12 protein-coding genes and 1 pseudogene are annotated in these 16,084 nt (G+C 34.5%); 12 read left to right on the forward strand and 1 reads right to left on the reverse strand.

The genetic code is table 11. The features are described 5' to 3' along the window. The first annotated feature begins 53 nt into the window (after positions 1–53). The 4 genes from M3234_RS26160 (at position 54) to M3234_RS26170 (ending at position 1,547) form a co-directional block, all read left to right on the forward strand. Positions 54–230, forward strand: coding sequence for a helix-turn-helix domain-containing protein (locus tag M3234_RS26160; protein WP_262307489.1), 177 nt, complete (start codon positions 54–56; stop codon positions 228–230). Positions 231–323: 93 nt separating this feature from the next. Beyond that, on the forward strand, positions 324–449 hold the full coding sequence (locus tag M3234_RS29415; protein WP_285858796.1) for a hypothetical protein: 126 nt from the start codon (positions 324–326) through the stop codon (positions 447–449). Between the two features lie 294 nt (positions 450–743). After that, positions 744–1,064 carry a hypothetical protein gene (locus tag M3234_RS26165; RefSeq protein ID WP_262307490.1) on the forward strand — a complete coding sequence of 107 codons (321 nt, stop codon included), beginning with the start codon at positions 744–746 and terminating at the stop codon, positions 1,062–1,064. Positions 1,065–1,133: 69 nt separating this feature from the next. Next, entirely contained in the window at positions 1,134–1,547 is a 414-nt protein-coding gene (locus M3234_RS26170) for a hypothetical protein (protein WP_262307491.1), read from the forward strand. A 202-nt stretch (positions 1,548–1,749) separates the two neighbouring features. Here M3234_RS26170 and M3234_RS26175 read toward each other — a convergent pair whose 3' ends face one another. Continuing rightward, a complete protein-coding gene (locus M3234_RS26175) occupies positions 1,750–3,444 on the reverse strand; it encodes an RNA-binding domain-containing protein (protein WP_262307492.1) in 1,695 nt (564 codons plus the stop codon). A gap of 274 nt (positions 3,445–3,718) precedes the next feature. Here M3234_RS26175 and M3234_RS26180 point away from each other — a divergent pair, with 274 nt between their 5' ends. From M3234_RS26180 to M3234_RS26215, 8 genes and pseudogenes are all read left to right on the forward strand, one after another. Beyond that, a complete protein-coding gene (locus M3234_RS26180; RefSeq protein ID WP_262307493.1) occupies positions 3,719–5,569 on the forward strand; it encodes a DEAD/DEAH box helicase in 1,851 nt (616 codons plus the stop codon). 1 nt (position 5,570) lies between these two features. After that, entirely contained in the window at positions 5,571–5,996 is a 426-nt protein-coding gene (locus M3234_RS26185) for a hypothetical protein (RefSeq protein WP_262307494.1), read from the forward strand. Between the two features lie 195 nt (positions 5,997–6,191). Further along, a complete protein-coding gene (locus M3234_RS26190; RefSeq protein ID WP_262307495.1) occupies positions 6,192–7,142 on the forward strand; it encodes a hypothetical protein in 951 nt (316 codons plus the stop codon). Between the two features lie 78 nt (positions 7,143–7,220). Beyond that, positions 7,221–8,975: a DUF262 domain-containing protein gene (locus tag M3234_RS26195; protein WP_262307496.1), complete on the forward strand. Its 1,755-nt coding sequence runs from the start codon at positions 7,221–7,223 to the stop codon at positions 8,973–8,975. 107 nt (positions 8,976–9,082) lie between these two features. Beyond that, entirely contained in the window at positions 9,083–12,289 is a 3,207-nt protein-coding gene (gene hsdR, locus M3234_RS26200; RefSeq protein WP_262307497.1) for a type I restriction-modification system endonuclease, read from the forward strand. 274 nt (positions 12,290–12,563) lie between these two features. After that, on the forward strand, positions 12,564–12,824 hold the full coding sequence (locus M3234_RS26205; protein ID WP_262307498.1) for a hypothetical protein: 261 nt from the start codon (positions 12,564–12,566) through the stop codon (positions 12,822–12,824). 179 nt (positions 12,825–13,003) lie between these two features. After that, positions 13,004–14,433: pseudogene (locus M3234_RS26210) on the forward strand (class I SAM-dependent DNA methyltransferase). Further along, positions 14,430–15,914, forward strand: a complete 1,485-nt coding sequence (locus tag M3234_RS26215; protein WP_262307499.1) for a restriction endonuclease subunit S — start codon at positions 14,430–14,432, stop codon at positions 15,912–15,914. The pseudogene M3234_RS26210 and the gene M3234_RS26215 overlap by 4 nt, the downstream one beginning before the upstream one ends. Positions 15,915–16,084: the final 170 nt, after the last annotated feature.

Here is a 16,084-nt window from a genome sequence, read left to right on the forward strand (position 1 = left end):
ATATATACCCACCCCCGGTGCATAACTGGCGAAGGCAAGGAGGGTCACAATACTTGAAGGAGAATGAATATACTCACAAGCCGTTACTCACCAAACGAGAAAGAGAAGTATTCGAACTGTTGGTACAAGACAAGACTACAAAAGAGATCGCTGGCGAATTATTCATAAGCGAGAAAACGGTTCGAAATCATATTTCTAATGCCATGCATAGTGTTTGCAAACCTCGATAAACATTGATAAATCAAGGTTTTGTTAATAGTTGAAAATTTTCTAGGGTCGTCCCTCGATGACACAGGCATATATTGTCATTGAGGTGATGCAGCATGAGTCAGTCGTCTTCTCCGTTGAAGTTGGGTAAAGAAACCTATGGAACAATGAAAATTGAAGAAGCTTTTCTTAAAGCACTTGAGCATTACTTTGGGAGAGGTAAGAGCCAGAGTGAAAAGTGAAAATGAATTTACCCAAGCCTTCTTTCCATATCAAATGGATGGAAGGCTTATTAAATGAAATAAGTTGTTTTATTTAAAAAGTACAATTGAACTATTATTCATGATATAAAATTACTATTTTTGTCACAATTTTGGTGGTAAATATGGTAGAATTATCATGTTTGTTGTCAAATTAAGTTGAATATTCGCTGTTTGTTCATCTTTTTAAAGGTCATCTTTTAATTTTCTACAAAGTACATGATGGTATGAAATTAGATTTTGGAATAGAAGAAGTATCAGAAATGGGGAGTAGTAGTGGCTGAAGATTATAGAAAATATAGTGATTGGCAGTTAGAAAATGAATATGAAAGAACTGGAAAATACGCCGTGGAAAGGGAAATGGATAGAAGAGGATTACTGGATGAAGATGAAGACGAAGAATATGAAGAGGAAATACAAAGAGAAAAGGAATCCGACAGCAAAGGGTCAATATTTTCGGGTATAATTGGGTTGCTTATTATTGCTACTATCATTGGTTTATTTATTGAACCTAAAGGAACAATTAAAATTGTAAAGACAATATTTATGTTTATTGCTTATGGTATTTTAAAACTAATTGAATTAATTTTTTATTAAGGTATTATTAGCTGTTACGAGAATTAACAATGTTGTTTTACCAAACAAAAAAAAGTGGGGAGAAAGTTAATGAATAACAAACATGTATTACAAATAATTGCTGGTTTCTTAGCGTTATTTAGTTTTTTGTCTGGATGGGTTATTACAGAAAATATAAGTGTGGTCTTTTCACCGTCTAACTTTCTGTCGAATCCAAATCATTATGTGCCGCTAAAAATTATATTTTTAGGGCTGCCAATTGCAGGAATATATAACATCTATTGTGGATTCACGAAGAAATCAAGTCCTTTGGCAAATTGGGGAAATGTTGTTATTTGCGTCTATTTGCTTATTGCTGTTAAAGGAGCTGTAGCGAAATCAGATTTACTTTATAGTGTTACATTAGGTTATTATATGTGCTTGTTATCGCTTATTGCTACTGGAATAAACATTTTTACCCTTAAAAGACAAATCAGCGGCGGTCAAAAAAACCATACTGCATAATGAAAAAGAGATTTAAATAAAATGATGGTATAGAGTTATACGAACTCCTTTTCCATCATTTTATTTTATATTTGAATTATTATAGTTAATGTCCTCATTTTGTCCTTATTCTGTCCTTATTCAGTGCGAAATATTTATTTTAACAGTGAATAAACCTTTCGTAATGTCCTTATTTTGTCCCTATTAATGTCCTCATTTGTCCTTATTCTTTTTCCAAAATGTATTTAGCACCAGGTCCTCTTCCTGTTACTCTTACGCCTTCATCGTATAGGGATTTCATTAAACGCTGAACTTGTTTTTGGTCATATCCCGTCATGGTACGTATTTCTTTATTGCGAAGGGGGCGGTCTTTTAAAATGGATAATATTCTTATCTTAATCGCTTCGTCATCTAATATGGCTTGTCTTTCGTATGCCATAACCCCTTTTAATGGTTCAGAAGCCACTTTTGATAGTGTATAGTAACGACCTCTTCCTCGACCGATTGCCTCGATAAGTTTCATATCAATGGATAATTTACTTAGAACCTCTCTTGCCTGTTCTTGATTTCGTTGTGTAACTTCTGCAGCCGTCGCTGTATCAATTTCACCATGCCGCAATAAATATTGGAGTATTAAAAGATGGTCTGTATCCAAATGGTAGCCCTTATTTGTCATAGCATTGACAAAGTTTTTGAACCCATCATTTAATGGAGAAGCAATAAAAGTTAATTCAATATGGTTCCCTACCTCTCTATAGACAGGCGGTTCTTTTCCTTCAATAAGTAAAGAACGATAAATACGAGGAACACCTAAATTAGAACGGTTAACAAACTTTAATTTATCAAGCAGGTCCATTAAATGGCTATTTCTTGTTACAGAAGGGTGATGCAAAATATTTTGTGGTGTTATGCCACCAATAAATTCTCCAGGATTCGTAATGATTAGTTTATCCCTGTACTGCTTTAACATAACTGAGCCAGGCATACGGTAATCACGATGCCCAAAAGCATTTAATAAAGCTTCACGCAATGCTAATACAGGATATGTATGGAATTCTGGATGAATTAAGCCGGACTGAATCGTAACCAACGGATTATCAGAAGCAATGTATCTTTCTAATTCATATAGAGCTATAGGAATAGCCTGATTTCCATCTTCTTTAATAATATAGTCCGTATCACTAACCATTTTTCTATATCCCCAACTATACTGAGGAATAATTCTGCTAATGGAATCAGATTTACCAACAAGTAATAAAGCCCCTTTTGTTAGATAACCATTTTTTAAGGCACCAACAGATACAAGTAGGTCTTCATCATTCATTTGTTGAAGCATCTCTGGAGCTCGCTGTTCAACCAGTATTTCACGAATTTTTTCCATTGCAGAAGGGGAAAAGAGCTTTGTCCAATCTTCATATATTACTTCAGCAGTATAATCGTGTTCTGTCGTGGTTGAAACCATTTGCCTTCTTAAAGTTCCTGTAAAAGGAATACAATCCTTTCCTTGCCGAATTGTTGCAGCTCCATCAGTTGTAGTGTATGGTGGCATACCAGGATAAACATGCATGATTAGAATTTTCCCTGTTCCGATAGGTATGTCAACTTGTTCAAAATGTGGGGTTAGATGAGGGTCTGTTCTTTCATAAATGCGTTTTGAAATAGAATATAAATCTAATGATGCTGGAACTCCTTTTATTGCTTCATGCTTTCCAGTCCTCTTATCGGCAACGCCGAAAACCACACTTCCCCCACCGCCATTAGCCATACAAACTGCCATTTTTATCATTAGCTTTATATTGTCATCAAAGCTTCGCTGGTTCCATTCTTTAAAATCTAGGTCTTGCCCTTCTAAATCGTCAGCTATTTTTCCGTTGTCTAATTCATCTAATAATGTTATCAGTTCTAAAGTAGTTTTCATTCTCCGCCCTCCTTCTAATCCATTTTGATAACTAATATATAAGATTTGATATTACAATAAAAACTCCTTTTATTTATACAATAATTATATCCTAATCCTTCCAAGAAAGTAATTTTCTAAATTTGATATGTTGTTCATCAACATGATAGTCAAAATGTAATTATATTTAGTCTGAACAGTCTAAATATTTTTGTGAATTAATGGTTAAAATTGCCTATGCTTTGTTATAATTATTTTAGTTTAGCTATATAAAAGTGAGAGGGGATTATTTAGCTTGAGTTATTTCTTCGATGTTGTGCCTAATATTGAAAACAATAGTAAATTAAGAGACCCACAGATTGAAGCATATATAAAGATAAGAGAATATTTTGAAGAAAATCCATCAGGGGAGGCACTGGTTGTTTTACCTACTGGAACTGGAAAAAGTGGTCTCATTGCTATTGCACCCTATGGTGTCTCCCAAAATAGAGTTTTAGTAATTACACCAGGATTAGTCACAAAACAAAGTGTAGTAAAAACTCTTCACCCTATGGAAGAAAACTTTTGGTTAAATCTAGATGTAATTTTTGACCCAAAAGATATGCCCGTCGTGGAAGAATACGAAGCTGATATGCTGGATTCAAGCTTAGAAAAATGCAACTTTGTAATCGCAAATGTTCATAAGCTTTATAAGGATAAGAATAGTTCACTGTTGAATAGAGTGCCGCAGGACTTTTTCGATTTAATAATTATTGATGAAGCTCATCATTCAGTAGCAAACACATGGAAAAATGCTCTTGATTACTTCTCAGAAGCAAAAAAACTTCATTTGACTGGTACACCTTTTAGAGGTGATAAGAAGGAATTGCCAGGAGAGGAAATACATAATACTCCATTAGCTGAAGTGATGGCTCTAAAATATGTGAAATGGTTAAGGAAAAAAACGATTACAAACCCTAATTTATTCTTCACTATCCCAGGTGAAGATGTTCGCCTTACAAAAGATGAGGTATTAGAACTAAAAGAAAAAGAATGGTTAGAAAAATCCGTAGCCTTATCAAAGGAATGTTCTATTGATGTTATTGATGAAAGTATTAACCAATTAAATGAAATTAAACAATATTCACCTAATGTTCCACATAAAATACTTGCAGTTGCTTGCAGCATTAATCATGCCAAGGATATTTCTAATTGGTATAGGGAAAAAGGAAAAAGTGTTACTATTGTTCACAGTGGTATGGACTCTGAAGAATTAGAAAACGCTTTTATTAATATTGAGAGCCATGAATGCGAAGTTGTCGTATCAGTCAATATGTTAATGGAAGGCTACGACCATAAATATTTAACTGTACTTGCCTTATTCAGACCTTATAGAAGTTTAAATGCATTCGCTCAGGTAGTGGGAAGAGTTTTACGAGCTATTCCTGAAGATGAGATTACAAACTTTGCTATAGACAATAATGCTGTCGTAATCTATCATAAAGAAATTGGTTTAGACACAATGTGGGATTACTTTTCTAATGAAGTAGAAAAAAGTAAAAGAATTCCTGTAAAGGAATATGCTATATCTGACAGAGAGTATGTAAAAAGAGAAATCGTTTATGCGAGTGTTGAAAAGGATGAATATTTTGTAAGTGATGAAGATTCGTTCTTAGACGGCATGGATTTTAATCAACTCTTTAAAGATGCCCGAGAAGAAGTAGATAGAAATGTTAATAAAAAGATAGAGGCATTACGGAATTCAGGAATATTATCCGAGGAAGAAGTGGCTGCGACAGCAGAAACACTGAGAAAAACCGAAGTTCAAAGGAAAAAAGGGCAGATAGATGAAATTCTTTTGTCTAAACGACCTGAATTACTTCGAAAAAAATCTAGGAGTTTCTTGTATAACAGTGCTAATGAAGCGGCTAATGCAATTTTAGAAGAAAACGGCATAAATCCTAAAGAGAATACATTGTATGATAAATTCCAAAGATTAATTCCTGGCTTAAAACCAACTACAACTAATGATGGTATTCTTGTTTGGTATATAAATATACGACTTACCAAAAAATATGGTCCTGTTAAGAAGAGGGAACCAGAGCAACTGCTAGCGTCTCAGAAATATCTAGAGGTGGTTGTTGAAGAAATAAGGAGGATGCTGTAGTGTGAAAAGGAAAAGACTAATTGAAGACAAGTTAAACAATCTAATAAAATTGTTGCTTACTTCAGGTGTTCAGCCATCGGAACTAGCCGATAATGTTTTTTTAAGTGATTATAAATTTATTAAGTTTTTTAAACAGAACCATTCAATAATAGGAGAACTTACATTTGAAGAAATAATAGGAAATAAATCAACCGATATAATACTAAGGTATTTCTATGATTCTTCAAAAAAAGTTGTCCAGATTGAAGAGGAAATATATGGAGAAATCACATTGTTATGGAGTAGAGAATCTAAGGAAGCTGAATTAATTAATGAGATAGTAAATTTATTAAAAGAATTAGATTTAAACAAGGTTTCAGAGTTTATTTCGTCTTTACCAACAGAATTATCGAATAAAATCAAGCGTGAATTGCAGAAAGTGGCATAAAACCTTGGCTAGCCAAGGTTTTTTAATTTCCCTTTTATAGTTCGGGAAAGCGTTTACCTTTTATGCTGAACGAACATTGTTAATAATAATAAAAAAGATTCGTTAATGAAATTGATAGCGACGTAAATACATTTATAAGAAAGTTAAGATTGGCTTTATTAAAAATTTTATAAGAAATATACAGAGGTGAGGCTAGTGAAAAAAGATAAAGGGTTGCTCGAATTTGACTTATTGGAAAACGGTCTAGATTTTATTATCTTTGCGATAAATCAGTTGAAAAATGGAGGCAAAAATGAATTAAAGTATGGAATACTGCATCTCTCTGCTGGAGTTGACTTAGTTTTAAAATATCGATTATCTCAAGAACATTGGTCACTTTTATTTGCAGATATTAATACAGCAAATACTGATAAATTAAACTCCGGAGATTTTAAGTCCGTTGATTCAGTCGGATGTATAGATAGGCTAAAAAGGATTTGTGGGATTGAACTTAGTGAAAAGGAAGTTAATCAATTAAAACATCTGAGAGACCGAAGGAACAGACTTGAACATTTTGGAATTACTGAATCTGTTGCAGCCTTAAAGTCCTCAACCTTTAAAGTCCTAAATTTTATTTTAAACTTCATCAATGAACATATTGATTATTCGGGGCTAAATGAAACAGAAGAAAGTCTTCTAGAATCAATCAGAGAGCAGTTCCGCGATTTTGAAGAGTTTATACAGAAAAGATTAGAATCGTTAAAACCTAAAATAGAATCGCACAAAAGAATGACTGCTGTAACAATTTGTCCTACATGTTATCAAGATGCTCTTGTCATAGATGACGGAGCGAGTTGCTTGTTTTGTGGTGTTTCTGGTGATGGAGAAGAAATGGCAGGAAACTTCGTTTTTCAAATATTGGGCATTAGCTCATATGATACAAAAGACGGAACTGAATATCCAATATATGAATGTTCTGAATGCGGCGCGGAATCGTTGGTCCACTCCAGATTAGAAGATGAAGTATTCGGATGGTTGTGCTTTACATGCGGAACAGAATGGAGTGAACAGGAAAAGGCATATTGTGAAACATGTGGTCACCCATATTCTAAGAGTGAATATGATATTGGAATGTGTTCAAATTGTATAGAATACCGAATAGGTTAGTAAAATCGTCTAAAACTTATATAATTACTAGTTAATATGCTGTGATTTTTTGTAAAATAGAGTTAATAAAAGGCAGAGGTGGGGGATACAAAGTCTTTCCAGACACCGTTAACAATTAAAAAGGTTATTGAAAATATTCACAGAGGGAAATATCTTTTACCAGCTATTCAAAGGGAATTTGTATGGGGAACTGACCAAATCGAAAGGCTATTTGATTCTTTAATGCATGACTACCCAGTTGGCTCCTTCTTATTTTGGGATGTTAAGAAGGAAAAGAGTAAAGAATTTCAGTTTTACGAGTTTATTAGGAACTATCATGAAAAAAATAATCGACATAATCCATTGGCAAGCATTAATGGTGAAGATGATATTATCGCAATATTGGACGGTCAGCAGCGACTGACATCAATGTATATAGCTTTAAAAGGCTCCTATACATATAAATTGCCAAGAATGAGGCGTGAAAATCCTTTAGCGTATCCTGAACAACATCTTTATGTTGATTTATTAGGACCATCGGAGGAATATGATACGGTTTATGATTTTAGATTCTTAACACCAGAGGAAATCAAAAGTGATAATGAGGACGGAAATGCTTTCTGGTTTAAGGTTTCTGATATTTTAAATATTAATGACCATTTTGAAGTAAACCAGTATCTAATCGAAAATGGTTTAAGTTCAATTGAAAAGGAAAAAGCATTATTTGCAAATAAAACGCTGTTTAAACTTTATCAAGCGATAAACGAAACGCCAAGTATTAACTATTATCTTGAAGAAGAACAGAAGCTGGATAAGGTATTAAATATTTTTATTCGGGTAAATAGTGGAGGAACAACATTAAGCTATTCGGATTTACTGCTTTCTATTGCTACAGCACAATGGAAAACGAAAGATGCTAGGCAGGAGATTACAAAATTTGTTGATGAAATCAATCAAACAGGGAACGGATTTAATTTCAATAAAGATTTTGTTCTAAAGTCATGTTTAGTTCTTGGTGATTTTACGGATATTGCTTTTAAGGTTGATAATTTTAATACTGAAACAATGCAAAAAATTGAACAAAATTGGGACAAAGTTAAAAATGCTATTAGACTAGCTGTTAATTTAATTTCAAGTTTCGGGTATAACCGCGATACTTTGACATCGAACAATGCTATTATACCGATTGCATATTATTTATTAAAGAAATCGAGCCCGCACAATTTTATTCAATCAAAGAATTTTCAAAATGACCGAAAGTTAATTAAAAACTGGCTAATACTGGGGTTGTTGAAACAAGTATTTAGCGGACAGCCAGATAATGTTTTACGACCTATAAGAAGAATCATTGCAGCAAGTCATGACGAATTTCCATTACAAACGATAATGGATGAATTTAAAGGTGGAACAAAATCATTTACCTTTAATGATGATGAAATTGCAAATTTGTTAACTTATGAATACGGACAAAAACAGACATTTTCAATTTTAGCATTGCTATATCCAAATTTAGATTTTAGAAATAAATTTCATGTAGACCATATATTTGCGAAGAGCTTATTTACAAAGAGAAAATTAACCAAAAGGGGTGTTCCTCAAGATAAGCTGGATTTTTACCTTGAAAATGTTAACTCAATCGCAAACCTTCAATTATTAGAGGATATACCTAATATTGAAAAATCAGATATGGAATTTGAGAAATGGTTTGATGAAATATTCAAAGATAATGGAGCCAAGAGTGATTATCTAACAAAGCATTACATACCTAATGTTAGTTTGAATCTTACTAATTTTGGAGAGTTTGTGGAAAAAAGAAGTGAACTATTACAACAAAAATTAAAATCAATCGTCTAAACCTTTTATGGTGGCTTAAATAGGAGTGTATACCCTATGTAGCCACCATTTTTTGTATAAATATGGTACAATATTCACATACAATCTTTCGGAAAACGGTGATACCAATGAATAGCAATTTTTCATTTTTTCGTGGGAAATGGGATGTGCTTGCTAATTTAGGAGAAACAGCGGAGAAGAATTTATATCATGACCCCCAGACGACGTTATTTAAGCTTCGATTATTTGCAGAGACACTAACAAAGTTTATTCTAGCATCAGAAAATATTCGAGAAGCATATGGGACTAATCAGGTAGACCGTATTAATACCTTACGTAGAGAAGGTCTTCTTGAACCTGAATTATTCGATATATTTGATAGGCTTCGGCTTAAAGGAAATCGCGCATCACATCGCGCGGATTATGGGGAAACAGAAGAAGCGAAGGCATTGTTGCATTTGTCTTTTCGTTTGTCTATTTGGTTTATGGAAGTGTACGGAGATTGGGATTTTCAAGCACCTGAATATATAGAACCGCAGGAACAAGAAGTAATTAATATGGAAATGCTTCAACAAGAATATGAAGAAAAAGTTAAAAAACTAGAAGACGAATTAGAAAAAACACGCGAGAAAGCAGTAGCGGAACAACCTGATATTAAAAAGAAACGCAAAAAATTAACGAAATTGTTTGTTAATCGTCAACAATTAACAGAAGCAGAAACTCGTGCCATTATTGATGAGAAACTCCGTATGGCAGGTTGGGATGCTGAAACATCGTCTCTTAATCACCAGAAGAATGGAACACTTCCAGAAAAAAATCGTAATATCGCTATTGCTGAGTGGAAGGTTGCTGGCGGTAGAGCTGATTATGCTTTATTTATTGGGTTGAAGCTTGTTGGATTAATAGAAGCTAAAGCATTAAAAAAGAATATTCCTGGGATTTTGGAAAGTCAAACAAAAACATATGCCAAGAATATAATACAAATTGAAGATGAAGAGTTCACTCCTCCTACAGGTGAATATAAAGTGCCATTCTTATATGCTACGAATGGACGCCCTTTTTTGAGACAACTTCAAGAAGAATCAGGGATTTGGTTTTGGGATTCAAGGAAGCCTTTAGAGCATGCCAGACCATTAGAAGGATGGCACTCACCTGCTGATTTGCAGCTACTTCTAAGCCAAGATGACCAGGATGCCAACAAGCGGTTAAAAGAAGAGGATATCACGAAATTTGGGTTGCGGGATTATCAACAGAGTGCAGTTCTAGCTGCTGAGAAAGGTTTAATAGAAGGAAACCGAAGAATGCTTGTTGCTATGGCAACAGGGACGGGAAAAACTCGGACAGCTATCGCCCTTATGTATCGTTTGATAAAAACTAAGAAATGCCGTCGCATTTTATTTCTCATCGACCGTAATTCGTTAGGTGAACAAACTAGGGATTCCTTAAAAGATACAAAAATCGAGGGCTATTCATTTACGGATATATATGATGTGAAATCGATGGAAGATATGACTCCTGATGTGGAGACAAAGGTGCATATAGCAACTGTTCAAGGGATGGTTCATCGACTATTCAATAATGAAAATGGAAAGATACCAAGTGTTGGACAATATGACTTTATCGTTGTAGATGAAGCTCATAGGGGTTATACAAGTGACCGTGAAATGTCCACAGAAGAATTGCAGTTCCGTGACCAAAATGATTATATTAGTCAATACCGTCGGGTAATTGAATACTTTGATGCCGCCTGTTTAGGTCTTACAGCAACTCCTGCTCTTCATACAACGGATATTTTCGGGATGCCGATATTCAAGTATTCATATAGTGAGGCAGTTTTGGATGGTTTTTTGGTGGACCACGAACCTCCTTATTTATTTAAGACAGAACTTTCTCAAGTTGGTATCACATTCGATAAAGATGAAGAAGTGGAAGTTTATGATGTGGACAAAGGTGAAATTCAGCTAGAAAAAATGGAGGATACAGTACACTTTGATGTTGAGCAATTTAATAAGCGCGTCATTACAGAACCATTTAATCGGGCTGTCTTAACAAAGCTTACAGAATTTATCGACCCTACTGGGAAGGAAAAGACTCTCATCTTTGCAGCAACCGACCAGCATGCTGATTTAGTCGTTCGTTTATTAAAAGAGGCGTATCAAGAATATGGCGATGAAGTGGAAGATGATGCCATTATGAAAATAACAGGCTCAATTTATAAACCATCGGAAGCCATTAAGCGGTATAAAAATGAGCGCCTGCCTAATATTGTTGTGACCGTTGATTTACTTACAACAGGGATTGATGTTCCCACCATTACAAACATTGTCTTTTTACGTCGTGTACAATCACGGATTTTGTATGAACAAATGATGGGACGGGCAACACGCCTTTGTCAGGATATAGGCAAAACACACTTTAATATTTTTGATGCGGTTGGTATTTATGACAAGCTGAAAAGTTATACAGAGATGAAACCTGTTGTAAAGCAACAAAACTACAGTATTGGACAATTGTATGAGTCATTTACAAATACGGCGACTGAAGAAGAAGCAAGTTTTTACCGTGACCAGTTAATAGCAAAAATTCAACGCCGTAAGCAACGGATAAATGAGGAAGGAAAGCAAAAGTTTGAAGAGCTCTCTAACGGTAAAAGTATTGATGATTGGGCTAAAGAGCTTCAACTTTATTCTCCGAGTAAGGCGAAAGAACATCAAGTATTATTTGAATACATGGAAACGTACCGCGTCAGCGGAGAGAAAAGGTATATCTCGAATCAAGAAGATACCGTTAGAGAAGTGATTCGTGGATATGGTGAAGGAAATAACAGACCAGAAGACTATTTGGATGGATTCGAGCGTTTTATTCGCGAAAATATGAACGGAATTCCTGCGTTAAATCTTGTATGTACTCGACCAAAGGATTTAACAAAAAAGGATTTGCGAGAACTGATAACCATTTTAGAAACAAAAGGATATAAAGAATCTCATTTGCAAACAGCATGGAAACAGACAAAAAGTGAAGAAATAGCAGCGGATATTATTAGCTTTATTCGCCAAGCTGCATTAGGTGAAGCACTAGTTGACCATGAGACACGAATTAAACAGGCGATGCAAAAGGTGTATTCCCTTCATAATTGGACGCCGAGGCAAAAGAAATGGCTGGAGCGTATCGAAAAGCAATTATTACAAGTACCTGTCCTGGCTCCAACAGCAGAAGAGGCATTTTCTGAAGAACCATTTAGAACTTCGGGTGGATATAAGGTACTAAAGCGTGAGTTTGGAGATATGGTTGATAATATTGTTTTTACGATTAATGAGAGTTTGTATATAAGCTAAGTGAGTGGAGGACAAATTATGTTAACTCAATACGAAGCTGTTATTTAAGCTTTTGAAGAACTAGGAATGGCTACTTCAATAATAGAAATGGAAGAGTACGTCCAAAAAAAACACGGTAATGTTTGGAGAGACTTTGGAACGGTTATGGCAGATATGGTTTCTATAGTACACGGCGGAAATCTCTTCCACCGTTCCGAGTGAATTACGGATATTAAAAAGAATTTCGAGAGGACAATATGCTCTTATAAAAAATGAATAAAAGGGGAATTTTATTATGATAGATAAAGTATGGGAGCGAATTATAAAATGCGAAGGGGAAGTTTTCAAGCAGATAAGAGGTAAAGAATTTACATATTCGGTAAAAGGAATTTCTGTATTTTTGAATGCGACCGAACGCTCAATTTCAAAGAGCGAATTTGCAAATGCTTTAAAACTTGTACCACTTGAAAATACGGTTCCACTTCATAACTTTCAAGCCCCTTCTTATTTGTTTGCGATAGTAATGGATGGGCGTATAAGGAAGAACGATTGGTAAGTAGAATTTATTTTTTTGTTAACAAAAGAGTATTATTTTTTACTGGAAAGGGGGTTCCTAATGGTGGAGCTCTCTTTTGGCGATATCAATAATTACCGAAATAAGGAATATCCCTAAAAGGGTAGCTTTTCATTTATAATAAGAAAGATATACTGATAGTTAAATCTAGGAGGCAATTTATGAACAACCAAGAAATTGTACAAAAGTTATGGAACCTGTTAATGTACTGCGTGATGACGGAACTTCATATCAGGATTATGTAACAGAATTAACATACTTGCTCTTTTTAAAAATGATGAAGGAACAGGAAACGGAAGGAAGCATCCCTGAAGGCTTTCGTTGGGATGAATTATTGAATAAAGAAGGGGTAGAACTAAAACGGTTCTATCAACGCTTGTTAGTTGAATTAGGGAATAGTGAAAATGAAAGATTACGCCAAATTTATGGAGATGCTTCGACAAGTATTGCAGAACCAAAAAATTTTGAAAAAATTATTAAATCCATAGATGCCCTTGATTGGTACAATGCAAAAGAAGAAGGCTTGGGAAATCTATATGAAGGCTTATTAGAAAAGAATGCTAGTGAAAAGAAATCGGGAGCTGGTCAATACTTTACTCCTCGTGTCCTTATCGATGTTATGGTCCAGCTAATTGACCCGAAGCCTGGTGAGCGATGCAATGACCCTGCGGCTGGAACATTTGGTTTTATGATTGCTGCAGACCGATACTTGAAAAGTAAAACGGACAATTATTACGACCTACCTCCTGAAGTGGCTAAGTTCCAGAAGGAAGAAGCATTTACAGGAATGGAGCTTGTTCAAGATACACATCGTCTGGCATTAATGAATGCACTGCTTCATGATATAGAAGGAAGAATCGACCATGGGGACTCTCTAACAGGTAATGGAAAATGGATGAAAAATTTTGATGTTATCTTAACCAATCCGCCGTTTGGAACAAAAAAAGGTGGAGAACGAGCAACTCGTGACGATTTAACATTTGAAACTTCGAATAAGCAGTTGAACTTTTTGCAATTAATTTATAATGCCTTAAAAGATGATGGAAATGCCCGTGCTGCTGTTGTATTACCTGATAATGTATTATTTGAAAGTGGCATTGGTGCTCAAATCCGTCGTGACTTAATGAATAAATGTAACCTGCATACCATCCTGCGCTTGCCAACAGGTATTTTCTACGCACACGGTGTTAAAACGAATGTTTTGTTCTTTACAAGAGAGAAGACAGACCAAAATAATACAAAGGAAGTATGGGTATACGACCTTCGTACAAATATGCCGTCATTCGGGAAAAGAAATCAATTAACACTTGGACATTTTGAAGATTTTATGAAAGCTTATGTAGCAGAAGACCGTAAAAAAGTTCAAGACGAGCGATGGAATATGTTTACACGAGAAGAAATTGTGAAAAAAGATGACAGCTTAGACATCGGGCTGATTGCGGACGAATCATTATCAGCATATGAAAATCTTCCAGACCCAATTGAATCGGCAGAAGAAGCGATAGCCAAACTTCAACAAGCAATGGATTTATTAAACGAGGTGGTAGAAGAACTACGAGCAGTAGAAGAGGATAAGGTGGTCACGCAATGAGTAAAAATAATAAGACCATCGAGGAATTACTGAACGAAGCAATAGCACCAGAAGATAAGCAGTTGTATGAAGTGCCAGAGAATTGGGTGTGGACTAAATTTGGTAAAGTAGCAAAGTTATATAATGGATATGCCTTTAAGAGTACAGATTATCAAGAAGAAGGTATACCTGTTATTAGAATCTCTGATATAACTGGTGAAATTAATTCGATTCAAAAAGCGGTAAAAGTTCCATCTCAATTATATAATGAGAGGTTTTTGGTTAGAAAAGGTGATTTATTAATTGCAATGTCGGGAGCTACAACCGGGAAAACAGGAGTTTATAACTCTGATGAGATAGCATTACAAAATCAGCGTGTTGGCAATATTAAAGAGATTAATCAGCAAGTGTTATATCCTAAATTTAAAAACTACTATGTATTTAATAATTCTAAAGAAATCTTAAAAAATGCATATGGGGGAGCCCAACCGAATATAAGTGGCTCTCTAATTGAACAGTTAAGTTTTCCGCTACCACCATTAAAAGAACAAAAACGGATTGCTGAGAAAGTGGAGCGGCTTTTAAATAAAATTGAAGAAGCAAAGCAGTTGATTGAAGAAGCGAAGGAAACCCTTGAACTTCGTCGAGCAGCCATTTTGGATAAAGCGTTTCATGGGGAATTGACGAGGAAATGGAGACAAAGGAGTACGGTTATCTCTCCTGCTAAAAAGTGGATGGAAGAAATAAATTCCCTAAAAGAAGGAAGTAAAACAAAGTTTAAAGACCAATTGGACCCGGGAATTATAGATATTTTATACAAATTACCGAATGAATGGGAATGGGTCCGCTTAAAAGATATAATGGAGTCTTCTACTTATGGTACATCTTCTAAAACAAATGATGATGTAACTGGAACACCAGTATTAAGAATGGGGAATATAGTTGATGGATATCTTGAATTAAATGATTTGAAGTATCTTCCAAACAATCATGATGATGTTTTAAAATATGACTTGCAAACAAATGATTTATTATTTAATAGGACAAATAGTTATGAATTGGTTGGTAAAACCGCTGTAATAACAGAAGAGATTTCAGACAGCTTTACATTTGCATCTTATCTAATCAGAGTTCGATTATTTAATAAAGATATTTTAGCCAGTTATATTTCTCATTATATTAATAGTCATATTGGACGTAAAATACTATCGTCAATGGTTATTCAACAAGTTGGACAAGCTAATATAAACTCACAAAAACTGGCTTCATTGCCGATTCCATTACCACCAAAAGAAGAAGTTGTAGAAATTACAAAATGGCTAAATAGTTATCGAGAATTAGAAAATAAACAAAAAGAAATGCTCTTTGTAGAAGAGAGTATTGAAACACTAAATCAGTCTATCCTCTCAAAAGCATTTCGTGGCGAACTCGGAACAAATGACCCGCATGAAGAAAGTGCAACTGAATTACTAAAAGAAATTTTACAAGAACAAGTCAAATAGTTTAATCAGACATCCAAAAACTGGGTGTCTTTTATTTTGTGCTTTAATTCGAAAAGTATTTCTTAAAAATATTGAAGAAATTACAGTGTTGTCCTACAAACAAACCTTCATATCAATATAATATGGAGATTTCTATTAATAAAGTATTCATATATAGAAATATATCATTT

It is taken from the genome of Neobacillus niacini, assembly GCF_023715785.1.
In the GTDB taxonomy this organism is placed as follows: domain Bacteria; phylum Bacillota; class Bacilli; order Bacillales; family Cytobacillaceae; genus Neobacillus; species Neobacillus niacini_E.

Bases quoted from the DNA above. Each gene is read 5' to 3' on its own strand.
- M3234_RS26215 (WP_262307499.1), top strand. From the start codon at position 14,430: ATGAGTAAAAATAATAAGACCATCGAGGAATTACTGAACGAAGCAATA.
- M3234_RS26175 (WP_262307492.1), bottom strand. From the start codon at position 3,444: ATGAAAACTACTTTAGAACTGATAACATTATTAGATGAATTAGACAAC.
- M3234_RS29415 (WP_285858796.1), top strand. From the start codon at position 324: ATGAGTCAGTCGTCTTCTCCGTTGAAGTTGGGTAAAGAAACCTATGGA.
- M3234_RS26205 (WP_262307498.1), top strand. From the start codon at position 12,564: ATGATAGATAAAGTATGGGAGCGAATTATAAAATGCGAAGGGGAAGTT.
- hsdR (WP_262307497.1), top strand. From the start codon at position 9,083: ATGAATAGCAATTTTTCATTTTTTCGTGGGAAATGGGATGTGCTTGCT.
- M3234_RS26170 (WP_262307491.1), top strand. From the start codon at position 1,134: ATGAATAACAAACATGTATTACAAATAATTGCTGGTTTCTTAGCGTTA.